The sequence below is a fragment of the Bacillus cereus group sp. Bce041 genome (assembly GCF_052646455.1).
Window position 1 is genome coordinate 26263 of record NZ_JBQXON010000017.1, and the last position, 26000, is coordinate 52262.

A 26000-nucleotide genomic window follows, 5' to 3' on the forward strand; every position below is an offset into this window, starting at 1 on the left:
AGCAAATCTTGAAGTGGGGGTTTCTAACGTTTCGACCTAACGGACGATTAACGTCAGGGGAGTTAACACATTAGCGAGCTGTTTCACGCCTAACCCCTCTATCCCATTTGTCCATGCATTTGGGATTACCTTTCGTAAAATGTTAGCCGCAGCATTTACATCTGCATGAATTAAAGTTTTATTTGCTGAACGATATATGCCGCGCTCTATTTGTTTTCCATTTCTAAGAACGCTTGTAAAATGACTCTTCATTTTGTTGTAATATTGATTTATGCTTTTGACATGTTTGCCCTTAACAAGGACAGGTTTCATACCTGTGTTTGTTACGATGGTTGCAAGGTTATCAATCCCTAAATCAATACTCATATAACGAGCATTCTCTTCAATCATTTGTTGTTCAGAAGGAACATCAATTACCAATTCCACTACATATTCATTGTATTTTGGAATCACACGAACTTGTTTCAGTTTACCCTCAGTGAAACCTAGTTTCCCAATATTTAATTGCAATTTCGTCTTTGGAAACTTTAAAAATCTATCGTTTTTAATGATGCAATCTTGGTTTGTATACAGAATCTCTTTTTCAGAAGAACGAATATACTTTAGAATTCTAGGCGGTCCAGCATATTTGTTTGGATTCTTTTTATAGTCTTTTAAACTAGCAAAAAAAGATTTCCAATTTTGGAACAAACCTTTCATGATTGACTGGCTACATTGCGTAGGCAAAGCTCGATAATCATTTTGAATCATAGCCTTAAATAGTGCATCTAGAAAGTTGTAATCTACATAAGGTTTTTCAAAATTAGGTTCTGAAAACAAATTACATGTAATCTCTTTCTGTTCTTCTTTAGGCTTTAATTTCTCTTTTTCCAATTTCTTCTGATAGGCAAGACGTTGTGTGTCATTCATCTTACCAATATTTTTATGAATATGATCCAGAACTTCTTTTTGCAAAGGCTGCAACTCTTTTTCTTGCGTTAATCCAGTGTACACCTGGCGTATATAAAAGTTTGTGGTGTTGTACATGTTCTTAGCGTTATGACAACATTCTTGAAAATAAGAATACATACGATGCCCTTTTTTAATCCAGATTTGAAGAGTTTTATAGTTTGATGGATTTTCCTTTGTCATTTTATTCACCTCCTGTTAAGGATATTATAGCAAAAACGGAACATACGTTTCTGTTTTTTGCTTGAAAATAAAATATTTCTTTCGATTCACCTCACCACCTTCATTTACGTTTAGAGGTGGGAGTCCTCTCGAAAGGCATGATAGAAAAAATCGTTTTTATAGCAAAACATATTTATTGTTTGTACGCCCCTCTAACTATATAATAATATGTAGTAAGAAAGCCTTTTCAAAATAATAATCATTCATCAAGGGGGTACTTATCATGGAACGAGTTCAAATGGCCGAAACGCTAGAATTTTCTCGTATTATTCAAGGATTTTGGCGTTTAGCAGAATGGAATATGACGAAACAAGAATTACTTTCTTTCATTGAAGATTGTATGGATATGGGAATTACTACTTTTGATCACGCTGATATTTACGGCGCATATACATGTGAAGGGTTATTTGGCGAAGCTTTACAATTAAAGCCTTCCTTACGAGAAAACATGCAAATTATTACAAAGTGTGGAATCGCTCCCCCATCACCGAAATTTCCAGAGCGATATGTGGCTCACTACAATACTAGTGCAGAGCATATTATGCAAAGTGTAGAAGCATCACTTAAAAATTTACATACAGATTATATTGACGTATTACTTATTCATCGTCCCGATCCTTTTATGGATCCAAATGAAGTGGCAAAAGCCTTTTCACAATTAAAACAAGAAGGAAAAGTTCGTCACTTCGGTGTATCTAACTTCTTACCTTCACAATTTAATATGTTAAGTTCGTACTTAGATTTCCCGCTTATTACGAACCAAATTGAAGTTTCTGCATTGCAGCTTGAGCATTTTGAAAAAGGGACAATTGATTTATGCCAAGAAAAACGAATCAATCCAATGATTTGGTCACCTCTTGCTGGTGGGGAAATTTTTACTGGTCAATCCGAACGTGCCGTACGTGTACGCGAAACTATGCAAAAAGTTGCTACTGAGCTAGGTGTTTCTAGTATCGATACGGTTATGTATGCTTGGTTACTTGCTCATCCAGCTAATATGATGCCAATCGTTGGCTCTGGTAAATTAGATCGCGTAAAAACGGCCGCTCTTGCTACAAACGTTAACTTAGATCGTCAACAATGGTTTACAATTTTCGAAAGCTCTAATGGACATCCTGTACCATAATACACAAAAAGAAGAGCTGTTTCTTTACAGCTCTTCTTTTTTATATGTATTTCTCGTCATTGCAAATACACACATATCCCTTAATCCATTTCCATCTACCGCAACACTCGCACTTTCTAACGTACCTTCTAACTTAAAGCCTAATTTCTCAGGTATCGCTCTACTCTTCTTATTTAAAGAATCACAACGAATTTCTACACGGTTTGCTTTCAATTCAGAAAAAGCGTAATCCGTTATACCTTTCGCAGCCTCTACCATATAGCCTTTTCCGCTAAACCTTGTATCAATCCAATATCCGATTTCAAATTGAGGTATATCCCAATTAATACGATGTAATCCGGCTGAAGCAATAAATTCACCTGTTTCTTTCGAAAATACTAGTAATCTTAAATCCTCACGTTGCAAAAATTGAATATGTGATTTTCTAATACTTTCTTCTATTTCTTGCTCTGTTTGCTCTTTTTGTGCAAACACCATCCAAGGTTTCAGTTCTTGTATTGAAGCCTGAATTGCATCATATACAACTTTACCATCTCCTGGTTTCGGCATTCGAATAAAAAGCCTGTCAGTATAAAATTCAGAAGGAAAATCGAATAATAACGGATTCACTGTAAACACTCCCCATAATTCTTTTATATATAATAATATCCATCTCAAGTTATATAGTAAAGAATTTTCTGAATTAAAAACCTTTTACTCATTCACTTCCGCCGCTACACGAATTCCAGATTCAATCGCACCTTGAATCCATCCGTGATATAGCGTTGTATGATCTCCAGCGAAGAATATTCTCCCCTCTGGTTTGACAATCGCTGGTTGCAGCTCAGATTCTTGACCTGCTTGAAAAAGTGCAAATCCTCCAAGCGCATACGGATCCAATGTCCAGCTTTTTGATATTCCAGATATAAACTCATCATACACTTGACCACCTAATATTGTTGCTAAGTTGTGTAATGCGTAATAAATACGATCACCTTTCGATAAACCATCCCATAACAATGCGTCATAAGACCATGTATAGCTACCTAACATCATAGCCGGTCCTTTCTCACCAATTCCATAACTTGGATAATAGGCATAACGAATTGGCAAATCTGTTATAATTCTGCCACCTAATTGTCCTTGTTCTTCCCAAAATCGGCTTTTAAATTGAATTCCTATTTTCGTCGCAGGCATATAATGTAATTCACGAATTGCTTTCCATTTTTCATGAGATATAGAATCAAACGGATCTACTTCTACAAAACGCATTGTCGAAAACGGAATGGTAACAATAACTAAATCTCCTGTAATACTGCTATATTCAAAAGTTTCCTCGTTCCGATAGAAAGCTGTCACACCATTATCGTGTTGATGTAACTTCATTAATTTTTGATTATATATAATATTTTCTTCTAATTGCGGTAAAAATGACTTTGGTAATCTATCATTCCCGCCCACAATTTCACAAAATCCGCTCTCCTCTTGCATAATGTATAGAAAGCGTAAAGTCTCTACAAACGACCGTTCTAAAAAACCTTCTAGATCTAATAGAACACCGATCATCTCAATTGTTACTGGCGAAAAGTAAGTATTATACTGATAAGGATGATACTTCAAAAATTGTCCTGTGGAATATCTCCCAAAATCCTTCACTACAACATCCCAATTTTTCTCTGGATTTCTTTTAATAAAATTTATTATCGGCTGTACTGCTAGTAACAATAGTTCTTCAGACGTTTTTCCCACTTCGTTCATTTCCACAGGATACCTTAAAATACTCGGATCCTTTTCATATTGTTTCAACGTCGTTTTCCGTCCATTTACATAGATAATATCCGTCTCATTCCTATTAATAAAAGGACTCACCTGTAGCCCAAACTTTCTTATATATGCCATCGTTAATGTATGTGTATACGGAATTCTCATTGCTCCAACATCTAAATATAATCCGGTATCTTCCATTCTAACTGTCTCTATACGGCCACCTACCCGGTTGTTTGCTTCAAAAATTTTCACATCATGTCCTGCAGCCTTTAATAAAGATGCTGAAACTAATCCAGCCATACCAGCTCCCACAATAATAATTTGTTTTGGACTTATCGTCTTCTTCAATCCTTTATCTATAACTTTTAACGCTTCATCCATTTCAGTGTTATACATTATATCTTTCTGCACAATTCCACCCCTTACTTCATCAAATAGACGTTAGTGGTTTAGTGCATTTTATTCATAGATCCCCATAAACATAACACCATTGCAATTTGAATATTCACTAAAAGTACATAAGAGACAGATTTCATATTTCTTTATGCCTCGTATAATATAACAACCGCAACGAAGGAGTGACTAAAAAATGAAACATACTTATGATTATCACGCTACAAAAAAGCATTTAGAATTAAAGAAACAAAACTTATGTAAAAAACTTAGCAATATGACACTATCTGAAAAAGAACGTGAACAGCTAAAATGTGAAATTGACAACTATGAATATATTTTAAATCTGGTCGAAATGAATCATTATGAACGCGGATTTTCTCGTTAAAAGCGGAAATAAGATTATCCACTTTTCATTTTGAGCATTTCACTACGCATTTTTCATAAGTAAATATATAATAGGATGTACATTAAGATTGAGAGGTATATTCTATGATCAAGTTAAGTGTATTAGACCAATCACCTATTTCAGATGGTAGCACAGCAGCCCAAGCTTTTTCACATACAGTTACGCTTGCACAAGAAGTTGAAAAACTCGGATTCACACGTTTTTGGGTATCCGAACATCATAATTCCGTAAGCTTAGCTGGTTCAAGTCCAGAAATACTTATTTCTCATATTGCCGCGAAAACGGACCGTATTAGAGTCGGTTCAGGTGGTGTTATGTTACCGCATTATAGCCCATATAAAGTCGCTGAGAATTTCCGCGTTTTAGAAGCACTGTATCCAAATCGTATCGATCTCGGTGTTGGTAGAGCTCCTGGTGGTATGCCAATAGCAACTCGCGCACTTCAAGAAGGGAAAATGGTCTCACTTGATCAATATCCAGAACAAATTGCAGATGTTGCAATGTACTTACATGATCAAGTACCAGAAAACCATCACTATGCAAACTTAAAAGCCACTCCAGTTATCCCAACGTCTCCTAAAATGTGGATGCTCGGTTCTAGCGGAGAGAGCGCTAAAATTGCTGCAAACAACGGAGCTTCTTTCGCATTTGCGCAATTTATTAATGGCTTCGGAGGCCCTGAAGTTATGAGGGCTTACCAAGAACAATATCAGCCTTCATTTTTAGGAGATAAGCCTAATTCAATCGTTGCCATTTTTGTTATATGCGGAGAAACAAATGAAGAAGCGGAAAAAATTGCTTCTAGTTTAGATTTATCAATCTTATTATTAGAGCAAGGAAAACGAACTACTGGTACACCTTCTATTGAAACTGCTCAAAATTATTCATACAGCGCTTATGATTTATTCCGTATAAAAGAAAATCGTCAACGTATGATTGTTGGTGATCCGTCTTCTGTAAAAGAAAAAATAATAAACTTAAGCAAAGCATACAATACTGACGAATTTATGATTGTCACGATTACTCATCAATTTGAACATAAATTAAAGTCTTATCGCTTATTAGCAAATGCTTTTAATTTATAATTCTAAAAAGAGATGCATCACATATGATGCATCTCTTTTTCTTACTACTTATTGTTTTCATTTCCTATATATTCAATAGCTTCTTTTAATAGCTCTTCAAAGTTAATAGGATAATCATGATCTAAGTCAGGCACAACTTTATACTTATGTTCTATATTCTTCTCTCTTAATAGTTGTACAAATTGCTGCGTGGATTCGAAACAATCTTCATCTTGATCCCCGCATACTATATATCCTTTTATATGTTTATCCTGCAGCACTCTTAGCAACTCATCCCATTCTTCAATCTCGGGAAGCCATGGTGCCATAAAAACAAAACCATCAACCTCTATATCTTTTTGCAAAATCGTATATAAAGCTACTCTTGCCCCTGCAGAAAAACCACCAATGATTACATTTTCTACTGTATGGTTTTCTATAAACTTATTGTAATGCCCTTTTAATTCTTCTTTCCCTCTCTCTATATCATCCCAAACAAATCCATCTGAAAACTGAATTTGTGAAGACTGTGGTAAAGCTAACGTGTAATCTTGTGTCAAAACTGATTTCCAATATGGCTCTACTATTTGAATATTTTCTTGGTCACCGTGCAATGTAAGTAGTAGATTTCCTTCTTTCTTGCTGTATATATATTTCAAATCTGGTCTTTCCTTTTTATGTGCTAATTCTTCTCTTTCTTTACATAATTGCACCATTGTATGAAATTCTTCAAATTTATGTAGTGATTTTAAATCTTCGTCGGAAATTAAATACTCATTTCCATACCAGAATCCCTTTTCTATAATGGCCTCTCTCATTAAATGTAATGCTTCTTTTTCAAGTCCCGATGCACTTGCGAGTGCATACTTAAAATTATATATTTGCGCCTCATTCCCTATTACACCTGTAGCGTTTTCCATTATATAATTGTACGCTTCAAAACTTCCTTTATTTGCATAACAACGTAACGTTTCATTTAATAATTGAATGTAAGTCATGCTATTTTTCATGTACCAATTCCCCCGAAACCTTTTATAATATTTTTTGCGAATCTTTATACCACTTTGTATAACCCACGCTAACAATACCTTATTCTCAAAATGATGCTTAATAGTTACTCTTCCCTGTCCAATACATTTAGTATAAATAATAATAGACTGAAAAATCAATATTTTAACAAACAAAAAAAGACAACAATATATGTATTGTTGTTTTCATTACATCTACCCGCTCTTTTGTTTTTTTCTATCTGGTTTACTTGAAACTAAATAATGTTTTTCTGAAATATATAAGTCTCTTTTTAAGCTACGATTTAAGTAAGGTCCTAGCTTCATTCCGCATATGAGGCGATCTTCGCTACCTTCAACAATTGGGAACATTTCTTTTTCTGTTACGTATTGGTCTACTGCTTTTTGTACGACATCAATTTCTTTCACTAGGCTTAAATTTTCTGCTGTATGTTCAAATACCTCAAGCGTTTCCTTCGTTATGAGAAAATCATTTGTTGGAAATGCAGGTAAATACGGTTTTAACAAATCATAATTTACTGTATAATCTTCATTTACTAATACTGTATAAACGATATTAGCATTCGTTTCTAAAAACTGAGCCATCGCTTGTTCTAATTCATCTTTCGTAATTTCCCGCTCTTCTTTTCCAGTTCTGAAAAAGCGAAACATCGCATCGCCTCCTTTTTACTATATTATAGCATAAAAGAAAACTGAAAAATCATAAAAAAACCCATTGAAATAATTTTTCAATGGGTTTCTATTATATTTATCGTTATTTTAAGAATGCACTTAGCATCCATACATGCTGTTCTAATGTTGTATGAATTGCTAACAGCATGTCAGCTGATGTTTCATCGCCAGCTTCACCTGCAACTTCCATACCTTCTTTTAATTCTTGAATAAGTGCAGAATAATCATTCACTAATGTTTGCACCATTTCTTCTGCAGATTCTTTGCTTGTCCCTTCGCTGACACTAGATGTTGCGAGATATTCTTTCATTGTCGCTAATGGTTTACCTTCTAAAGCTAAAATACGTTCTGCTAACTCATCAATATACGTTCCAGCCTCATTATAAAACTCTTCAAATTTCTCATGTAATGTAAAGAAGTGTGGCCCTGTCACATACCAGTGATAATTATGTAGTTTAACATATAACACATTCCAGTTTGCTACCTGCTTGTTTAATACTTCAACAACATTTGTTTTCGTACTCATACAATCACTCCTCTTATCATTTTGTAATGTTTATCTTTTAATAACCTAATTACATTTTACCATACATTCCCTTTCCTTTCGAACAATTGGCTTATATGTAACAAAGTTTTAACACCTTTAATGCTTCCCTAATATCATTAAATTCATGTATTTTTTCAAGCACTTCATACGTCTAATTGTCCAAGCTCATACATATGCATAATAGTACATCAAGCTCATCATAGTAGAAAGAGGGATAACATGGACAATCAACAATGGCAAGTAGCAAAGAAAGTAGCCGCTACTTATATCGGAACTGTCGTTGGAGCTGGATTTGCTACTGGACGAGAAATTGTTGAATTTTTCACAGTGAATGGATTATACGGGACAATTGGCATATGTGTAAGTGGATTTTTTTTTATTTGGCTTGGCACAAAGATGATGTTACTTTCATCACAAATCGGGGCATTTTCAGCGCAAGAATTTAACAAATATTTATTTGGGGATGTATTTGGGAATGTTGTAAACACATTATTATTACTCGTTTTATTCGGCGTAACGAGCGTTATGTTATCAGGGGCTGGTGCAGTATTTGAAGAGCAACTTCGCTTACCAAGACAACTCGGTATTCTTATTACAGTTATCGCTTGTCTTATTATAAGTAGCCGCGGATTACAAGGTGTTTTTGAAGTAAATACACTTGTCGTACCTATTATGATGATTTTTATTATCGGACTTGCTATTACAACCTTTTTTCACGGTACACCTTCCATTAATAACACTATTCCTGCAGAGAACTGGAATATGAAATGGATTACTAGCCCTATTACATATGTCGCCTTAAATCTTTCTCTCGCCCAAAGTGTTCTCGTCCCATTAGCCAGTGAAGTAAGAGATCGAAAAGCTATTTTTTGGGGTGGGATTTTGGGTGGTGCTGGACTTTCTTTAATTTTATTATGCAGCCATTTAGCAATCTTATCAGTCGATCAATTTTACCAATATAACATCCCAATGGCTGAAGTCATAAGAAGATTTAATGCAACTTTTCACTTCTTTTTCGTTCTCATTATTTTCGGTGAAGTTTTCACAACTTTAGTTGGTAATGTGTTCGGAATGACAAAACAGATGCAATCTATTACTGGGTGGAAAAATAACAATATTATTTTCTTCATTTTACTAATTAGTTATTGCTTTAGCTACATCGGTTACAGTGACTTACTTCACATTCTATATCCTATCATCGGATGGGTAAGTATTGTTATACTGCCAATCATTGCGTTTAAACAACTTCAAAAAACATAAAAAAGCATCCATGTTATTGGATGCTTTTTTATGCTCATTCACAATCATCACATACTTCCCAGTACGGTCCCATTTCTAATGCTAAATATGGCTTTAACTGCAACCGAATCATTCGACTAGGCATGCGCTCTAAAACAAATTGAATACCTTCTTCATCTTCGTCTAATTCAACTTTTGAAATCGCAATTCTTTGCATAGTCGTAATGGGAATTCCATCTTTATATAAAGTGATTTTCACCTCATCGTATTCATTAAAATATAATTCGACACTCATTTGATTTTTCAGTATTTCATCAACAATTTTAAATGTATTATTTTGTTCTTGGATTATATATTTCCATCCGCCTCTATCTTCTTTCGGAGCTGTTTGAAATAATGTCTCCAAATCCTCGTATAGCATAAGATAACCCCTCTCTTACTAAAAAACGATGAGTATTTTATATACCCTTTATCTCTATCACTATCCATAGCTATTGTACCATATATCAACGTTCTTACCGTATTCATTTGCTTCATACATACTTATAAAATAACTAATTCTATCTCCATTATTATGTATATTACCTCATTACTCCATACACTCTTACAAGTTCAAATAACGACAGACTTTAATCCATGCAAATATTGTCTACTCTCTGCTTTTATTAGCTCACAGCATTCACACTTTTATATATAGTAAGACTACCACAAATAAAAAAGGAGAGTGACTTATACCACTCCCCTCAAAAGACCTTCCCTATAGCTGCTAAAACTAATACGATTATTAAAATTGCAAATAATAATGAGACAATGAAACTAAAAATAGGTAACGCTTTCTTTTCATTCTTCTTAAATAGTAACTTTAAACTAAGAAAAATATTTACTGGTACAAATATAAAATAAAAATATTTAACAATTTGCACCGAGCTATTCGAAAGTGTTTTTAATATAAACACTTCAATTAGAAAAACAATAAAAAATGAAATACTTAGCCAAAATGAGACGTAACTAAGCCAAGAATGTCTTTTTGTCCCCCAATACACTCCCATAATACTCTCCTTTTATTTGTATTCTATACGTTAATAATTATACACAAAGCTAACAAATACCTCTATTTTTCGACAAACATTATGCAAAATACCATTTTAAACGTCATAAAGGAAGTTTACATCTCCATTTGATTTTACACAATAAAACAGACTACCCTCTATTGGCATAATGCTACTAGGGGATAGTCTGTTCTCTATTAGACTTTAAATCTGTCAATTAGTCCTTGCAACTCTTCAGCCATTTGAGATAACGTGCCTGCTGCAGATCCAATTTCCTCCATCGAAGCTAGCTGTTCTTCAGCTGAAGCCGCAACATTTTGTGTGCTTGTCGCATTATTTTGTGCTGTCATTGCAATTTGTCCTACCGAAATAGATACTTCATTTGCCCCTTTTGACATTCCATTAGCCGTTTCAACCATCGTCTTAATTTGATTAGCTATTTCATTTGTAGATTGTAAGATTTCAGCAAAGTTTTGCTTCGTTTCATTTGCGATAACAAGTCCAGATTGAACTTCCTCATTTACATGATTCATAGATTTGACTGTCTTACCCATATCATCTTGTATTTCACATATTAATTTACTAATTTCACTAGAAGATACGCTAGACTGCTCTGCCAATTTACGCACTTCATCTGCAACAATTGCGAAACCTCTTCCATGCTCACCGGCTCTTGCGGCTTCAATCGCCGCATTTAGAGCTAGAAGGTTTGTTTGATCTGCAATATTTTGAATTACTTCTAAAATATCACCAATTTGTTTTGATTTATTATTTAGTAATTGTATAACTGCATCTGATTGTGAAACCGATTCTGCAATAGACTGCATCTGGTTTACTGTTCTTCCTACTAGTTTCCCACCATCTTCTGCTTTTTCACGAGTATGTGCAGAAGCCGTATTAATAGATGATGAACTATTTGCTACATGTTGAATTCCTTCCGTTACATCAAACAGTAACATAGCGCCATTTTCTACGCTTGTTGTTTGCGTCGTTGCCCCACTTGATATTTCATCCATTGCGATTGTGATTTGCTCAGTCGCTTCACTCGCTTGCCTTACACTTGCAGTTAGCTCTTCTGATGCCGCTGCAACATGCCCAGCTGAATCGTTAATTCTTCCAATTAACGTCCGTAACGAATTCGTCATCTCATTAAAGCCTTTAGCAAGTTGGCCGATTTCATCATTAGAATGAATTTCAATTGTTTGCGTTAAATCCCCTTCGCTTATTTCTTTAGAGGTAACAACTAATCTCTTTAAAGGCTTCGTAATTGAAAGTGTTACAAAATAAATAAGTGCCCCGCCTACTACTAATGAGATAAGCATAACAATTAACATATTATAAAATACAGGTTGAGCAGCTTCAATTACTTCACTTGAGTACATCGTCCCACCAATTTTCCAACCTGTTTTTACATTTGTAGCAAATACCATATTCTTTTCACTACCGCCATAAGAATATGAAAAAGCACCGTGATTATCTTCATAAATTTTCTTTGCCCAAGAATCAGCCGCTTTTTCCCCTGATTTTTCTTGTGGATGAGCAATTATTTTTTGCTTTCCATCTAAAATGAAGGCATATCCTTTTTTACCAATATTAATTAACTTTGATGTTTTTAATAAATTATCTAAACTTAAATCTAGCGCAACAACTCCATTTTTATCTTCTGTTTGTTTTGCGATTGTTACGACAATATGTCCATTTCCTTTTGCCTTATATGGCTCAGTAACAACAATACCACCTTGTTTTGCAACCGCATCTTTATACCAAGAACGCTCTGTTGGATCATAGTCTGCTGCCATTTGTATATTTGGTTCTTGTACAAATTTTTTATCATTTCCGGCAACATATACTTGTTCAATATCTTTATTTAAATTTATATATTGAGATAACATTTTTCTTAATTCATCCTGATTATCTCCTTGATACATATTCCCCTGAATCACCCGTGCAAAATTATTCACATCATTAAATTTTGCATCAATCATTTGATTGATTAAATTATCCAGTATTTTTATATTGTCGTTGGCACTACTCTTAATTTGCGATTCAAAATTCTTTTTGGCTGTTTGATAAGACATGCCTCCGATAATAGACACAGCCGCAATTAAAATTACAAAGAATGAAATTAATAGCTTTTTTGCTACTTTCATATCACGAAACAAATTTAATAGTTTACCCATTATGAACCTCCTAATTTTCAAATTTAAAAGTTAAATTGAGTTAATTATGAATATTTCCCAATCCCTAATTATTATTTTCATAACCTATTATGATGAATACTTTGTAAAGTTTAAACAATTAATTTCCCTTTGTCTATATATATAAATAATATTATTATAAAATTTACAAATAGAAAAAACCAAAGGGGCACCCTTTGGTTTTTACATTTTTTTATGTTGTTTAGAAAGCTTTTTCCACTTATCACGCTCTGCTCTGGCAAGGATTGCATCTTGTTTTCTTATAAAATACGCCAGTTCTCTTTGTAATTTTTTATAGCTTTTCAAACGATCTATCGTAATAAGTCCGTTTTCAATTGCACTATACACCGCGCACCCTGGTTCATTCTCATGCTTACAATCACGGAAACGGCATGTTGTCGCAAGTTCTTCAATATCAGAGAATGTTGTTTGAATCGCTTCGCTTCCTTCCCAAAGTTGCAATTCCCTCATACCGGGAGTATCAATTACGAGAGCGCCACTTGGCAATTGAAATAACTCTCGATGCGTTGTCGTATGCCTTCCCCTACTATCCTCCTCACGTATATCTCCCGTTTTTGCTACCTCAATTCCTATTAGCGCATTTAACAAAGTTGACTTTCCTACCCCTGATGACCCAACTAAAGCAATTGTTTTCCCTGAAGAAACGAATTGTTTCAACGAATCAATACCTGTATGCTCTAAACTATCAACAACAAAAATAGGAACACCAATTGCTATAGCTTCCGTTTCTACAATTTTTTGTTCTATATCATTACATATACTACTCTTTGTTAAAACAATAACTGGCATAGCGCCACTTTCATACGCTAATAATAAATAACGTTCCATCCTTCTAACATTAAAATCATGATTAAGTGCATTCACTAAAAATAAATAATCTACATTTGCTGCTATAATCTGTTCTTCTGTTCTTGTTCCAGCCTCTTGTCTTGAGAAAGAGCTTCTTCGCTGGAAAATACGATGAATAATCGCTTTCTTTTCATCTTCTATTTTCTTTATATACACCCAATCACCAACTGCTGGATAATCGCCTTTCGTAACTGCTTCATGCCGAAACTTCCCAGACAGTTCTGCCATATACTCACCATCATTACAAATAATTCGATATATATGCTTATGCTCGAGTAAAATTCGTCCTACTTCAAAGTTCTCAACAGCTTGTTCCTCAAAAAAAGAATCCCAGCCGAACGATTCTAAAATATTTTGATTCAAATTGATATCCTCCCTAGTGTAAGCTAAGCGGAAGGATCGTGCGCTCACTTATATAGTCTCGCCCTTTCCATCCACCTTTGTATTTGGTTTATTATTCATATAAGTTATTTTCGCCATAATACATCACCCCGTTCTTCTTTTAATTACTCTCATTATATGGAATTCTCCTATAAAAAGCTACATTATTTAACGTAATTTTCAAACAACTTTCTTTTGAGCATTCTAATTTGTCCTCGGTGACTAATTTCATCTTCTAGCACATGATACCAAAGATAGTGCTGGTTATATATTACACCGTTAGGCCACTTTCTTTCTGACATGAGCCACTCATCACTTTGTTCACTTAAATACTTCAGAGATTCTTCTCGAACACTTTGTAGAAGTTGTACATAATACTGTATTTCATGACCACGGATCGCTCTACCTGCTTCCCCTAAATACAGTGCATCTTCCCATATTTCTAATTCTTCTTTTGTAAAGTCACGATTTTGAAATGAAATAAGCTGATGAACTTTTTCAATAGCTGCTATATGCTTTAATAAGGCGCCAATTGAATTTCCGCTGCTCTGCATAATTAAATCTAATTGCTCAACTGATAAATTTTTTACTTCGCCTAATGTTACAGCCCTCGTATGCTCCAGCATGCTTACTAATTCCCCTATAGTTTTTGTATAACCATCTACACTTCTTATTCGATAATCTATCTTCATATCACGCACCCCTTTCTGCATTCATATTATTGTAAAAATGATTCATATAATAGACTGAAACCTTTCGAAATTTTCTGTTATAATTAAATTGAATACAAAATATACCCAAACAAACTTTCTCAATATGCTTATATGAAATATTAAAAGGAATCAATATAAAATAATCGAATCTTATTCACTAAAAGGAGTGGATTCGATGGAAATGTATCAATGGCTAACCGCTGTTCTCGTTGGTGGCATTACCGGCTTCGTTTCCCATCTAATCAATAACCAAGGTAAGTTATTGCTTCCACGCCGTTTGAAAACATTTTTTCATTTTGGATTTTTAACTGATATTTTTACTGGTAGCCTAGCCGCACTTCTTGGGCTCGTTTTATTCGATGTCACCGCGATAAAAGAAATTATAAAAGTATCCATTGTAACTGCTATTTCCGGTCAAACTTTTTTACTACATCAAGCTCTTGGTGGCGAACAGGCTAAAAATACGCAAATTGGGAAAGCTGATGAGAAGATTCAAGAAATTGACAAATTATTGCGACGTTAGTGTATACTTTCTTTTAAAATTATTGTTATAATGAGAAATAAATATTTTCTATTGCGTCGTTTGTCAGGAGAAAGGGTGTTTCGTATGACAAAAAAGAAAATAGAAGATTTCTTAACAAACTCCGAAAAAGAGGAACTGCTAGAAAACTATAAATGTTTACGAGAAGCCCGCACAAAAAGCGAAGCTAACTATTTTGGTGAAGCAGTAAACCATCTATTAAATAAAGCAAAACAACGAATTATTAAAGATGCAGGTATACATGATGAAAATGCTGCAACTGTTCAATCAAAGAGAAAAGCACTGTTTTAGCTACATTAGCTAAAACAGTGCTTTTTATTTAGATTTTTTTTCTTTCCATGCTATATTCTCTCTGCCTTTATCTTTCCATTTTTACAGTTTCAAAAATCATCTAGACCTAAAGATCAACCTAATAATATTAGCCCACGCAAACCATTTTAATAATAGATAAAATAATTGAACTAGTAATGCTACAAACTAAATAAGTTTATTAAATCGCTTCTTTTAAATCTGAATGCGGATTTGGTCCGTATTGATTGTCATTTTCTTCACTTTCAATGATAAAAAATACAAGTAAAACAACGCTACCAAACGGTACAAAATTTAATAGTTGCCACCATCCCGTTTTCCCAATATCATGTAATCGTCGTGCACCAACCGAAAAACTTGGTATAATCATTACTAACATAAATAGCAACGCAATAATAGCAACTAACACCTCTGAAAATGATGATAAAAATAACAGTAGCCAAAAAATTACGATATTGGATAAACTAAAAATCCAGTACTCTTTTCGCGTAGCTCTACCACTAAAATTCCCATAATTCTTTAGAGCTTTCAAATACCATTGCATTTAAACCTCTCCCTTTTATCCCCAATAAAATTAAAATATGTAATTATTAACAGATAAGTAGAAATATAACACAACATTTATGTAAAATCCATATCCCCATCTAAATTGCCCTCTATTTAAATAGTTTTTTCCTTCGGCATTTTTCACATTACTTTCACATCTATTTCACAAATATAAGTAGTCCGATATGCTAAACTAAGTATATCCTTTTCCAAGGAACTATATGCCGATATATAAATCCCTATCTTTATAGGGATTTTTATTTTTTGATTCCTCATAACTTTGTTACAATACATTTCTTCTACTATTTCTATACTTTTAGTAACTACTTTAATTAAAAGCACATTCATGTATTCACACTCTTATTAATTCTGATTTGCGAAATATTTATACAAGCTTTATGATGCAATTCCTGTTTCACTACTTTCAGTAAGTTTTTCACTTTTTCTAAACAAAAATAAAGCTCCTATATATAGTAAAGCAGTAAAACTACCTATAAGTATAAAATTGTGAGATACTGCAAATAACATTCCTGCTATTGCCGCACCAATCATTTGACCAATATACATAGAAGCATTTGCAAGCGCGGCTCCTGTTCCTCTTGCTGCACTAGATATGTTTTGTAAGTGCCTCATCATTAATACAAACAAAATTCCTGTCACAAAAAATAAAACAAAGAAAAAGTATTCAACAAAAATAAGACTCTTTAAATAGGGAAGTATTATATACGACAGAACCATACTAAAAAAACATTTCATATGAATATGAAATGTTTTTTTAGTATTCTCTATTCTTTTAATAAATCTAATAATCCATTACCTTCGGATGTACGTTCATACCCTAAAGGTACAGTTCTTTTAATAAGTTGTGCATATATTTCCGGCTCTGATAACTTTCGACCGTATTCTTTCTCACACTGTTTAATGAGCAAGGCAAGCGCTCCAGCAACATGCGGCGTCGCCATGGAAGTTCCACTTAACACTGCATATTTCCCATCTGGATACGTAGATAATATTTCATCACCTGGCGCTACTAGATCAATTTCTTGATTTGAATTACTAAAACATGTGATTTTCCGTTCTAAATTGACAGCGCCGACTTCAATTACTTCCGAGTAAGCACCTGGGTAATCTAGTTCCTCTGTATTATCATTACAATCTCCATTATTCCCAGCAGCACATACGACGAGAACATCCTGCTTTACCGCATTTTGAATTGCTTCATGTAATTCTGGAACATCTTGCGGACCACCAAGTGACATTGAAATAATTCTCACTTTCTCTTGATTCGGCCCTCTCCAATTTACAGCATAATGAATTGCCTCAATAATTTGCTCGTAACTTCCAGAACCATCTCCCGCTAAAACTTTTAATACTAACATTTTAGCAAGTGGTGCAACTCCTAATACACCGACACCATTTTCAGTTGCTGCAATCGTCCCCGCGACATGAGTACCATGTCCGTTATTATCAAGATACACATTTGGATCAGCTTCATAATCTTTTGTGAAATTTCTTCCGCCGATAATACGATCTTTTAAATCTATATGATTAGTATCACACCCTGTATCTAATACGGCAACGACTACATCTTGCCCCTTCACACTCTTTCCCCATACTTGCGGAGCGTGAATCAGTTGTACACCTGGTGGAATTTCATTTACTTGTTCTACAACCTTATTTACGGTAAATGGAATCAATTGTATACCTTTTTGTTTATTCACTGTACTACTCATCGTAATCCCTCCTGAAAATGTATTATTTTCATTTCAGACCACTTTTGAATACGTGTAAATGTAACATTCGTTTTATTCTTTTTGTTTTCCTTCTTTTCAAATATTTCTCAACATCATTTACTAACTCTATACTACTTTTGTATTTCCCCTATGATTTATAGGAAATAACAGCCTGGGTCATTCAACTAATAACCAAAATAAAAGGACCAATTAATGGTCCTCTTACAGTCTTTTAAAAGAATGATATGTAATTTGAAAAATAATATAAATTAAGACTAAACCTCACTCTTGTTTAAAAACTTTTCTATTTCTTTTACTAAATATTCCGCTCCCTCTATCCCAACAGTAATATTTCCATTTGCTAATGATATGTTCTGCTCTGAAACATCACCTGTGATTTGGCAAGCATTGTAAGGTTGATATTTTTGTAAAATGATTTTATCTGCTTCTACAAAAATTTCAAGCGGTGATTTGATTTGTATTCCCAATACATCGCGTAATTCTTTAGGGATAACAATTCGTCCTAATTCGTCTACTTTTCGAATAACTCCTGTTGCTTTCATATTTCTCCCCCCTTTCTCTCTATTAATTTTTTTCACCTCGCTTTTTCCATTTTATCACTTTTTGGCAATACTTGCCTCTTTTTAGAAAATTTTGTACTCGAGTTAAAAAAACACATTTAATGCATACGTAATCTCTCTTTCAATTGTTTTACATAACGGGATCTTATAAGTAAGAAGTATACAACTTGAATACCTATGAAAATACTTAATACAACTGTATTTTCTTTAAACAATGAGTACTCAAACATTTGCCCTAACGCCGTTAAGGCTACTGCCCCATGTAATGTTGCAACACCAATTGGAACGAAGAATAAAAGCGCCAATCGAATTGTAACTACCTTCGATAATTCCCTACTCGTCAATCCAACTTTTCGAATCATTTCGAACAAGCGAACATCATCCTCCAAATCGGAGAATAAACGGAAGTAAAGGAAACTTCCTGCGCAAACGAAAAATACTATACCAATAAAGAAACCTACAAATAAAATCGGTCCTGCAATTTGTAAACTTTGGTTTTGTTCGTACTCTTCCGCACTAAACGTTGACTGTTCTTGATACGGTTTAATTTGATGAGTAAGCTCTTTACCAATTTCAATCTCATCTTTCGTTCTTTCAGTTTTATACATATAATCTTTTGTCTCTATAAATCCATCTTGTAATGAATCATATCGATTATTAGAGATTACATAAACATTTCCTCTTAATATTTTCCCCAATGAAGATGAAGTAACTTTTTTCACCTTTAAACTTTCATTCATATTGGGTAAAGTAATTTCTTTTCTTTCTTTCATCGCTGGCCCTGGTATATCAGCTGACAAAAATACAACCTCTTTATTTGCTACAGTATTAAATGGTTCTCCTGTTAACTTTGCATATTCCTTATAATCTGATTCTTTTATAAAAGTGGCGCTTCTTAACGACTGTTCCTCCGTTTTCTTTGTCGAAATATTAGTTTTTGAAGCTGCTATATTATGTTTCTTTAATCCTTTGTCAATCATTTGTATATGTTGTGATTCGTTACTATTCCCTTGCTTAGAATGGTAATGAAACGCAATTGGTCTCTCCATTATCCCTTTCGTCATGGATGCGAAGCCGACTAATGTCCCTATTGCGGAAAATGCTACAGTAGAAATAATGGTTACAATAAAGAACATTCTTGCGTTATCTCTCATGCGATACGCTAAATCTGATAACGTAATAATATTAGTCTGTGTCCAATAGAAACGTTTACTTTTTTTACATAATCGAATAATAAAGACACTCAGCTGCTTGTACAACAAATACGTCCCAATAATAACTACCGTTGTAACAGGAATCATCATAATAAATACCATTGCGCCATGCGATAGAAGAGCTCCTACATAGCCAGCACTAAGCAATACTACTGCTAATATTGAAGAAATGATTGATGCTTTCGGTTCCGGTTTCGCCTCTGCTGATCCTCTAAACAACTTCATAATTTTATTTTTACGAATCATTCCTGCACTAAACAATGATATGATCATAAATAAAATAAAAAACATAATACCCGTTACAACAATTGCTTTCATCGGTATGTAATAGGATAAGGAGATATCTAGTTTCAATATCATCGGAGCGACAAATAGTAATACCCCTGAAAATAACATACCTGAAAGAATACCAAAAATAATTGCCCCTATTCCAATCATAATATTTTCAAAAAAGATAAGACGCTTTAATTGATATTTCGTCATACCTAGCATCATTAAAATTCCTAGTTCACGCTTTCTCGTTTTTAAAAACATTCCCATCGAATATAAAATAAAGAAGAATGTAAATAAGTAAATAATAGACTGTGCAAAAGACATACTTACGAATACGTACTGACCTAATTCTCCTGCACTTAATGCCGGATGAAACGCAAAAAATGAATACACAAAAAAGGCCATAATTGCAAATGCACTACTCAAAAAATAGGCTGAGTATGTCCGTCTATTTCGGGTTACATTCCGATATGCTAGTTCTCTAATGTTCATATTACTTCTCCGCCCTTCTACTATCTATGTTTTTATATTAGTAAAGTGCGGAGATACCTTCCATCGATTCAAATGACAAAAACCTTACATTTTTGAAAGGTTTAAAAAAATTGCTTATACGTAGTACTTTATTTATAATGACTACATTCATATTCATACACACATCCTATTGTATATTCGTTAGTTTTGCGAAATAATAAAGGATAGAAGTATGTACCATTATACATATAAACTTATTTACCGCTTTAATATGAATAGGAGGAAAACATAATGACATTACAAGAACAGATTATGAAAGCATTACATGTTCAGCCTGTAATTGATCCAAAAGTTGAAATTCGTAAACGAGTTGATTTCTTAAAGGATTATGTAAAAAAAACAGGCGCAAAAGGATTTGTACTTGGTATTAGCGGCGGCCAAGACTCTACATTAGCAGGACGCTTAGCACAACTTGCAGTTGAAGAAATTCGTAACGAAGGTGGTAATGTAACGTTTATCGCCGTGCGTCTTCCTTATAAAGTACAAAAAGATGAAGATGATGCACAATTAGCATTACAATTCATTCAAGCAGATCAATCTGTTGCATTTGATATTGCTTCAACTGTTGATGCTTTTTCAAATCAATATGAAAACTTATTGGGTGAGTCATTAACAGATTTTAATAAAGGTAACGTGAAAGCACGTATCCGTATGGTTACTCAATATGCAATTGGTGGACAAAAAGGGTTACTTGTTATCGGAACAGATCACGCTGCAGAAGCTGTAACAGGGTTCTTTACAAAATTCGGAGATGGTGGTGCAGATTTATTACCATTAACGGGATTAACGAAGCGCCAAGGACGTGCATTATTACAAGAGTTAGGTGCAGACGAGCGACTTTACTTAAAAATGCCAACAGCTGATTTATTAGATGAAAAACCAGGTCAAGCTGACGAAACAGAGTTAGGTATTACTTATGATCAATTAGATGATTATTTAGAAGGTAAAGCAGTTCCAGCTGACGTTGCAGAGAAAATTGAAAAACGTTACACAGTGAGTGAGCATAAAAGACAAGTACCAGCGTCAATGTTTGATGATTGGTGGAAATAAATAAAACATAAAAAAGAAGCTAATCTTCATTTAGCTTCTTTTTTATATGTTAACGATATACCCCTACTCTTTTCTCCAATAAATCTTGCAAGCAATCTTCATGTTGTTTACAAAATAACGGTGGCATGTCGTCTAACGGGAAAAACTTCAAATCCAACGTTTCATCACCATCTACTTTTTTGTCACCTCCAACTATTGAGAATGAAAAGAAGATCACAATTGACTGGGCCTTGTCTCCATTTGGATATGATTGAAAATATTTTGTATACACTCCAATAAGCTCATTTATTTCTACATCATACCCGGTTTCTTCTTTTATTTCCCGGATTGCAGTTTCCGCAGCTGATTCTCCTATCTCCATTGCACCACCTGGAAAGCCCCAAGCGTTAAAGTCTCCTCTTTTTTGCAGTAATACTTCTCCTTCTTTATTAAATACACAACCACCGGCAAAGTTTAAGAAAACATAATCATGTCCTACTTTTTCACGTAATTCTTTTATATAATTCGCCATTCTCATTCCCCTTTTCATACCTCTTCTATCGCTATTTCTTATCTTTTTCAAGCAATTCAATGATTCGATCTAGCTTCTGGTTCATATTAATCACGTGGTGTTTCTTTGCAGCACTGCTTTGTAATACTCTTCTAATAAACAAAGCAAATGATATGAAAAACAAAACGATAAGTCCGATTACTAAACAAGTATATATCAATGTAAAAATATCGCTTTCGAACAAGTTCATTCCACATTCACATCCTTATCACTTTATTTTATCACATAATTCTTAATATTCAAAAATAATCAATCAATAAATAAAAAAAGCACCTTTTACAGGTGCTTTTTCCCATTGCTTAATACGTAAATGTAATTGTCGCTAATGAATAACCCGCCAATGCACTATAAGGCGCTACTTGATAAGACACACGCTTTGCACCTTTTGGCCAATTTATTTCATTTAATACTTTCTTTATATCTTGCATCGTCCCATCCATGGACTGCTTATATCGCACTTCTACTTTTTCTGGTTTGGCTGCAAACTGTTGCTGCAACTTTTGCTTAAATTCATTATAATTTTCTGCTCCGTATTCTGCAGATAAGTATTGTAAATTTGTTTCTTTTAACATCTGCTCATATACGACAGTTTTTGAGCTACCAGCTTTTATTTTGTTTGTTAATTCACCAAAATAACTTGTAGTTGCTGCTGGATATTTACTACGATCCCAGTCGTGATCTTTACTTAACTGTTCGTCAGACATGTTAAAATATGAGTAAGTTACACGCCCTGCTTTATCTGGTACTGGATCATCAAATGTAGTATCTAGGTGATACCATTTGTTTTCAATGTTCACTAAATTCCACGCGTGAGCTTGTCCGTTTCCTGTGCCTGTTACAATATGGTTTTGAATACCTGCCTCTTTTAACAACTCATACGTTAATAATGTATATCCTTGGCAAACGGCAGAACGATTCGCTAATGCTTCATATGCTGTATACGCTTGATAAGACGTATCATAAGACACATGCTTAACAACGTAATCGTGAATAGCTTTTACTTTCTCATGCTCATCCATCCCTGGTTTTACAATTGATCCAACAATTGATTTCGCCTGAGCTTTTACATATTGAGTTTGTTCTTTTGATTCACGGTATTTTACTTGCAGTGTAAACGTATAGTCCCCTGGCATTCCTTTAATAGAATATCTAGTAGACGCTACATTATATTTTACATACTCATCAGCATCTACAATTTTATTAAACTCACCATACAATTGATCCATAATATTTCTAGCATTTCTATCTTTTGTTTTATATGTGATTGTAATATTTTCTTCTCGATTATCAATCTGTTTTTTTAATTCTTTTCTGAAATCATCTAATAACTTTACATCTGATTGTGCTGTCACTGTAGTCGGATTTGTAGCTGCATAAGATACAGATGACGCTTGCAAGCCTCCCATTACTATAGTTGAACAAAGTGCGGCAGCTGTCACATACTTACTTGTCTTTCCCATCTTGTCACTCCTTATATTCTATAACTATACGAAAAAGTATCGTATAGTTTCAGAGTATACAATACTTTTTCGTATAGGTCATATGAGATTATGCATATTAACTAATTCACATAAAAAGGTTGTTCTTTTTAAAAGAACAACCTTTTTTCATTAGCATGTTTGTAATACACAGCATGTATTTTCAAAACGTTGATTTTTCAAATCTTCATTACTAATACAGAAATATAGCATCCCTAGTTCTCCCCAAACCATATTACAATTTTTATGATCTGAATCAATTTGGAATAAAAGAGTCATTTGCTGCGGGTCTACTCCCATATATTCTCCTGTCTCATATAACACTTCTTCTTGTACAGAGAATGGCTCACCAAACATTTGATGGTTATCGTAGTTATCTGGAATTAGCTCTTCAAGTAATTGCAAGAAACGATCTGAATCAGCCTCATCTTCAATAAAAAGTTCTGGTAATTTGTATGTCAGTTCAAAAGTAATTGCACACTGGTTATATTTCGCTTGTATTTCATTTTCTCTTCGTAATTGCTCTACAGGAACATCATAATAAAGTACACGCCCAGCTTCTGTTAGATTCACATTTTCTTCAAAATAATTTTCAATGCAAAAGAAATACAGCATCCCCGTCTTAGGAAGATTGTGATCCATACCAACGTTTTGTAAATCACTTAAGTTAAATTGCGCGATAAATTGTAGTGGATTTCCTTTATGCTTTGGATATTCAAATAAAGCTGGTAGATCAGGAACTCCTCCCATTTTCGAACTACCTATCGCAACAGTTCCCTGCTGCTTTGGCACAACTTTTATACAAGGAAATACAGTATTAATAAGTTCTTCTTTCAAGTGTGTTAGTTCATATTTATCAATTAATACTTCAATTTTTTTATTCATAAATTCTCCTTACATTTACATACTTATTTATATCATAGTACAAAGATTATACTTCATTCTTTACAAAATCAACAAGCCTCCCAAAAACGGGCTTATCCTTCGTACGCGAACAAGTTTAAAAAAGCATACTATACATTGTTCCTACAAACACGATAGTTCTTTAGTTCTTCCAGTACATTTTCCCCTCGTTCATTTTTATTTTTAATATAAGGAGGAATTCCACATGGGTTACGGATATAGTTGCGGCGGTTACGGTTACGGCGGTAGCTGTGGTGGTTGTGGTTACGGAGGTTTCGCTTTATTAATCGTTTTATTCATCCTTCTAATCATCATCGGAGCTAGCTGTTGGGGCGGCTTTGTAGGCTGCTAGTAAACTTAAAAACCATTGTAAAAAAGCACGTACAATACGTGCTTTTTTGCCATTTCCAAATCTTTTATTTGAAAGGAAGTATGTTTAATGAAGATCGATGGTGTTTTTGAAGGAGGCGGTGTACGCGGTATTGCACATGTTGGAGCAATTTGCGCATTAGCCGAAAAAGGTTATGAATGGGAACGTGTAGCTGGAACATCAGCTGGTGCAATTATCGCGGCACTTGTAGCGGCAGGATATTCTTGTTCAGAGCTAAAAACGATTATAACTGATATCGATTATAACAAATTTACGAAGAAAACCTTTATTGACAAAATCCCCTTTATCGGAAAAGGACTAAGTGCATGGACTACATTAGGTATATACTCTAATGTATTTATAGAAGAATGGATTGAAGAATTACTTCGAAAAAAAGGTGTTCATTTATTTACTGATTTACCGGATCTAAACAAACTCAAAATCATCGCTTCTGATATTAGTAATGGTAAAATGGTTGTCTTTCCTGACGACTTACCAAACTACGGATTTTTAAATTATCGCTTCTCTATCGCTAAAGCGGTAAGAATGAGTAGTACAATCCCCTTCTTCTTTGAACCCGTAAAATGGAGAATTCCAAAATGGAAGCAGCCTTGTTATATGGTTGATGGAGGAATTCTAAGTAATTATCCAATTTGGATCTTCGATTCACCTACCACTCCTCGCTGGCCGACTTTCGGATTTCATTTTGTAAAAGATGAGATTCAAGCTGATCCTGCTCACTATAACGAGCCTATTTCCATGTTCAAAGGACTATTTAAAACAATGATGCAAGCTCATGATTTACGTCATTTAGATAAGGAATCAAAAGCAAGAACGATTACAATTCCAACAGGAACGATTACAAGTACTAATTTTGAACTGACAAAGGAAGAAAAAGAATGGCTTTACAATTCTGGTTATAACTCTGCTAATAAATTTTTACAAGCTTGGAACTTTAGGCAATATATCGATGAATATAGAAAAGGAAAGCAAGACCGAAAGACAAATCGATTTTTTCGTCAACTTGACTCATAATATTATTACTTTGCGTATAAATACGAGAACGTTTAACAACTTAATAATAAATAAGTCTAGTAATTTCTTATATTACTAGACTTATTTATTATTATATAATCTCGTACATTGTTTAAGGATACGTTAACCCTTCGGCTTCCTCTGCAGTAATAACTATGTAACGATTTCCCGTTCTTAATCCTAACAGTTCTGCTTTTTCAATCGCTTCTTGCTTCGTCTCCGCATAAGCAGCTAAATATTTTTCTCCATTGATCATTTGGCAAATTACATATTGTTTCATT

30 protein-coding genes and 2 pseudogenes are annotated in these 26000 nt (G+C 34.0%); 9 read left to right on the forward strand and 23 right to left on the reverse strand.

The genetic code is table 11. The annotated features are described in order from the left end of the window. Positions 1 to 36: 36 nt before the first annotated feature. On the reverse strand, positions 37 to 1131 hold the full coding sequence (locus tag ACUN13_RS28095; RefSeq protein WP_342761759.1) for a transposase: 1095 nt from the start codon (positions 1129 to 1131) through the stop codon (positions 37 to 39). A 262-nt stretch (positions 1132 to 1393) separates the two neighbouring features. Here ACUN13_RS28095 and ACUN13_RS28100 point away from each other — a divergent pair, with 262 nt between their 5' ends. Continuing rightward, complete coding sequence (locus ACUN13_RS28100) at positions 1394 to 2296, forward strand: aldo/keto reductase (protein WP_025687612.1); 903 nt, start codon at positions 1394 to 1396, stop codon at positions 2294 to 2296. Between the two features lie 24 nt (positions 2297 to 2320). Here ACUN13_RS28100 and ACUN13_RS28105 read toward each other — a convergent pair whose 3' ends face one another. Then, positions 2321 to 2905: a GNAT family N-acetyltransferase gene (locus tag ACUN13_RS28105; protein ID WP_001068745.1), complete on the reverse strand. Its 585-nt coding sequence runs from the start codon at positions 2903 to 2905 to the stop codon at positions 2321 to 2323. A gap of 84 nt (positions 2906 to 2989) precedes the next feature. Continuing rightward, a complete protein-coding gene (locus tag ACUN13_RS28110) occupies positions 2990 to 4453 on the reverse strand; it encodes a flavin monoamine oxidase family protein (protein ID WP_025687611.1) in 1464 nt (487 codons plus the stop codon). 178 nt (positions 4454 to 4631) lie between these two features. Here ACUN13_RS28110 and ACUN13_RS28115 point away from each other — a divergent pair, with 178 nt between their 5' ends. Next, positions 4632 to 4823, forward strand: a complete 192-nt coding sequence (locus tag ACUN13_RS28115) for a DUF3896 domain-containing protein (RefSeq protein ID WP_000683366.1) — start codon at positions 4632 to 4634, stop codon at positions 4821 to 4823. A 104-nt stretch (positions 4824 to 4927) separates the two neighbouring features. After that, on the forward strand, positions 4928 to 5929 hold the full coding sequence (locus ACUN13_RS28120; protein WP_025687609.1) for an MsnO8 family LLM class oxidoreductase: 1002 nt from the start codon (positions 4928 to 4930) through the stop codon (positions 5927 to 5929). A 44-nt stretch (positions 5930 to 5973) separates the two neighbouring features. Here ACUN13_RS28120 and ACUN13_RS28125 read toward each other — a convergent pair whose 3' ends face one another. From ACUN13_RS28125 to ACUN13_RS28135, 3 genes are all read right to left on the reverse strand, one after another. Then, entirely contained in the window at positions 5974 to 6918 is a 945-nt protein-coding gene (locus ACUN13_RS28125) for an alpha/beta hydrolase (RefSeq protein WP_025687608.1), read from the reverse strand. A gap of 213 nt (positions 6919 to 7131) precedes the next feature. Further along, on the reverse strand, positions 7132 to 7587 hold the full coding sequence (locus ACUN13_RS28130; RefSeq protein WP_000488210.1) for a DUF3939 domain-containing protein: 456 nt from the start codon (positions 7585 to 7587) through the stop codon (positions 7132 to 7134). Between the two features lie 103 nt (positions 7588 to 7690). Continuing rightward, a complete protein-coding gene (locus ACUN13_RS28135) occupies positions 7691 to 8134 on the reverse strand; it encodes a Dps family protein (RefSeq protein WP_000105199.1) in 444 nt (147 codons plus the stop codon). A gap of 240 nt (positions 8135 to 8374) precedes the next feature. On the opposite strand from ACUN13_RS28135, the gene ACUN13_RS28140 reads away from it, so the two are divergent. Continuing rightward, a complete protein-coding gene (locus ACUN13_RS28140) occupies positions 8375 to 9415 on the forward strand; it encodes a YkvI family membrane protein (RefSeq protein WP_000370205.1) in 1041 nt (346 codons plus the stop codon). A gap of 34 nt (positions 9416 to 9449) precedes the next feature. Here the strand turns inward: ACUN13_RS28140 and ACUN13_RS28145 are convergent, their stop codons facing one another. From ACUN13_RS28145 to ACUN13_RS28170, 6 genes and pseudogenes are all read right to left on the reverse strand, one after another. Next, positions 9450 to 9815: a DUF3979 family protein gene (locus ACUN13_RS28145; RefSeq protein WP_000965068.1), complete on the reverse strand. Its 366-nt coding sequence runs from the start codon at positions 9813 to 9815 to the stop codon at positions 9450 to 9452. A gap of 322 nt (positions 9816 to 10137) precedes the next feature. Continuing rightward, complete coding sequence (locus tag ACUN13_RS28150; RefSeq protein WP_000539569.1) at positions 10138 to 10443, reverse strand: hypothetical protein; 306 nt, start codon at positions 10441 to 10443, stop codon at positions 10138 to 10140. Positions 10444 to 10640: 197 nt separating this feature from the next. Continuing rightward, complete coding sequence (locus ACUN13_RS28155) at positions 10641 to 11588, reverse strand: methyl-accepting chemotaxis protein (RefSeq protein WP_406566133.1); 948 nt, start codon at positions 11586 to 11588, stop codon at positions 10641 to 10643. Further along, positions 11583 to 12623 (reverse strand): annotated as a pseudogene (locus tag ACUN13_RS28160) (HAMP domain-containing protein); the annotation flags it as partial. The gene ACUN13_RS28155 and the pseudogene ACUN13_RS28160, both read right to left, overlap by 6 nt. Positions 12624 to 12824: 201 nt before the next feature. Continuing rightward, the gene (gene rsgA, locus ACUN13_RS28165; protein ID WP_001073050.1) at positions 12825 to 13874 is read right to left on the reverse strand and encodes a ribosome small subunit-dependent GTPase A; all 1050 of its coding nucleotides are present in this window, start codon (positions 13872 to 13874) and stop codon (positions 12825 to 12827) included. 182 nt (positions 13875 to 14056) lie between these two features. Beyond that, positions 14057 to 14584, reverse strand: a complete 528-nt coding sequence (locus ACUN13_RS28170; RefSeq protein WP_000687342.1) for a DinB family protein — start codon at positions 14582 to 14584, stop codon at positions 14057 to 14059. A gap of 196 nt (positions 14585 to 14780) precedes the next feature. On the opposite strand from ACUN13_RS28170, the gene ACUN13_RS28175 reads away from it, so the two are divergent. Both ACUN13_RS28175 and ACUN13_RS28180 read left to right on the forward strand, forming a co-directional pair. Further along, positions 14781 to 15128 (forward strand): DUF4257 domain-containing protein, encoded by a 348-nt coding sequence (locus tag ACUN13_RS28175; protein ID WP_000426317.1) that lies wholly within the window; start codon positions 14781 to 14783, stop codon positions 15126 to 15128. Positions 15129 to 15212: 84 nt separating this feature from the next. After that, positions 15213 to 15437 carry a hypothetical protein gene (locus ACUN13_RS28180; RefSeq protein WP_000162602.1) on the forward strand — a complete coding sequence of 75 codons (225 nt, stop codon included), beginning with the start codon at positions 15213 to 15215 and terminating at the stop codon, positions 15435 to 15437. A 199-nt stretch (positions 15438 to 15636) separates the two neighbouring features. Here ACUN13_RS28180 and ACUN13_RS28185 read toward each other — a convergent pair whose 3' ends face one another. The 6 genes and pseudogenes from ACUN13_RS28185 to ACUN13_RS28210 form a co-directional block, all read right to left on the reverse strand. After that, entirely contained in the window at positions 15637 to 15999 is a 363-nt protein-coding gene (locus ACUN13_RS28185) for a DUF805 domain-containing protein (RefSeq protein ID WP_001198796.1), read from the reverse strand. A 143-nt stretch (positions 16000 to 16142) separates the two neighbouring features. Further along, positions 16143 to 16349: a hypothetical protein gene (locus tag ACUN13_RS28190; RefSeq protein WP_001101741.1), complete on the reverse strand. Its 207-nt coding sequence runs from the start codon at positions 16347 to 16349 to the stop codon at positions 16143 to 16145. Between the two features lie 48 nt (positions 16350 to 16397). Then, positions 16398 to 16745 (reverse strand): annotated as a pseudogene (locus ACUN13_RS28195) (MFS transporter); the annotation flags it as partial. 41 nt (positions 16746 to 16786) lie between these two features. Then, complete coding sequence (locus ACUN13_RS28200; protein WP_000099761.1) at positions 16787 to 17734, reverse strand: serine protease; 948 nt, start codon at positions 17732 to 17734, stop codon at positions 16787 to 16789. 275 nt (positions 17735 to 18009) lie between these two features. Beyond that, positions 18010 to 18297 carry an AbrB/MazE/SpoVT family DNA-binding domain-containing protein gene (locus ACUN13_RS28205; RefSeq protein ID WP_000648324.1) on the reverse strand — a complete coding sequence of 96 codons (288 nt, stop codon included), beginning with the start codon at positions 18295 to 18297 and terminating at the stop codon, positions 18010 to 18012. A 116-nt stretch (positions 18298 to 18413) separates the two neighbouring features. After that, positions 18414 to 20294, reverse strand: a complete 1881-nt coding sequence (locus ACUN13_RS28210) for an FtsX-like permease family protein (RefSeq protein WP_025690299.1) — start codon at positions 20292 to 20294, stop codon at positions 18414 to 18416. Between the two features lie 270 nt (positions 20295 to 20564). Between ACUN13_RS28210 and nadE the strand changes: the two genes are divergently transcribed. Then, positions 20565 to 21383 (forward strand): ammonia-dependent NAD(+) synthetase, encoded by an 819-nt coding sequence (gene nadE, locus ACUN13_RS28215; RefSeq protein ID WP_000174904.1) that lies wholly within the window; start codon positions 20565 to 20567, stop codon positions 21381 to 21383. 49 nt (positions 21384 to 21432) lie between these two features. On the opposite strand, the gene ACUN13_RS28220 is transcribed toward nadE, so the two are convergent. From ACUN13_RS28220 to ACUN13_RS28235, 4 genes are all read right to left on the reverse strand, one after another. Further along, complete coding sequence (locus ACUN13_RS28220) at positions 21433 to 21894, reverse strand: NUDIX domain-containing protein (RefSeq protein ID WP_025690296.1); 462 nt, start codon at positions 21892 to 21894, stop codon at positions 21433 to 21435. 31 nt (positions 21895 to 21925) lie between these two features. Further along, on the reverse strand, positions 21926 to 22123 hold the full coding sequence (locus ACUN13_RS28225; RefSeq protein ID WP_017673210.1) for a DUF4083 domain-containing protein: 198 nt from the start codon (positions 22121 to 22123) through the stop codon (positions 21926 to 21928). A gap of 109 nt (positions 22124 to 22232) precedes the next feature. Continuing rightward, a complete protein-coding gene (locus ACUN13_RS28230; RefSeq protein WP_000520862.1) occupies positions 22233 to 23393 on the reverse strand; it encodes a transglutaminase domain-containing protein in 1161 nt (386 codons plus the stop codon). A 150-nt stretch (positions 23394 to 23543) separates the two neighbouring features. Further along, positions 23544 to 24296: a YwqG family protein gene (locus ACUN13_RS28235; protein WP_001034844.1), complete on the reverse strand. Its 753-nt coding sequence runs from the start codon at positions 24294 to 24296 to the stop codon at positions 23544 to 23546. 223 nt (positions 24297 to 24519) lie between these two features. Here ACUN13_RS28235 and ACUN13_RS28240 point away from each other — a divergent pair, with 223 nt between their 5' ends. After that, positions 24520 to 24666 carry a YjcZ family sporulation protein gene (locus ACUN13_RS28240; protein WP_000540425.1) on the forward strand — a complete coding sequence of 49 codons (147 nt, stop codon included), beginning with the start codon at positions 24520 to 24522 and terminating at the stop codon, positions 24664 to 24666. An 87-nt stretch (positions 24667 to 24753) separates the two neighbouring features. After that, entirely contained in the window at positions 24754 to 25719 is a 966-nt protein-coding gene (locus ACUN13_RS28245) for a patatin-like phospholipase family protein (protein WP_017656809.1), read from the forward strand. A gap of 112 nt (positions 25720 to 25831) precedes the next feature. Here ACUN13_RS28245 and ACUN13_RS28250 read toward each other — a convergent pair whose 3' ends face one another. After that, positions 25832 to 25999: a DUF3933 family protein gene (locus tag ACUN13_RS28250; RefSeq protein WP_000816389.1), complete on the reverse strand. Its 168-nt coding sequence runs from the start codon at positions 25997 to 25999 to the stop codon at positions 25832 to 25834. Between the last annotated feature and the right edge of the window lies 1 nt (position 26000).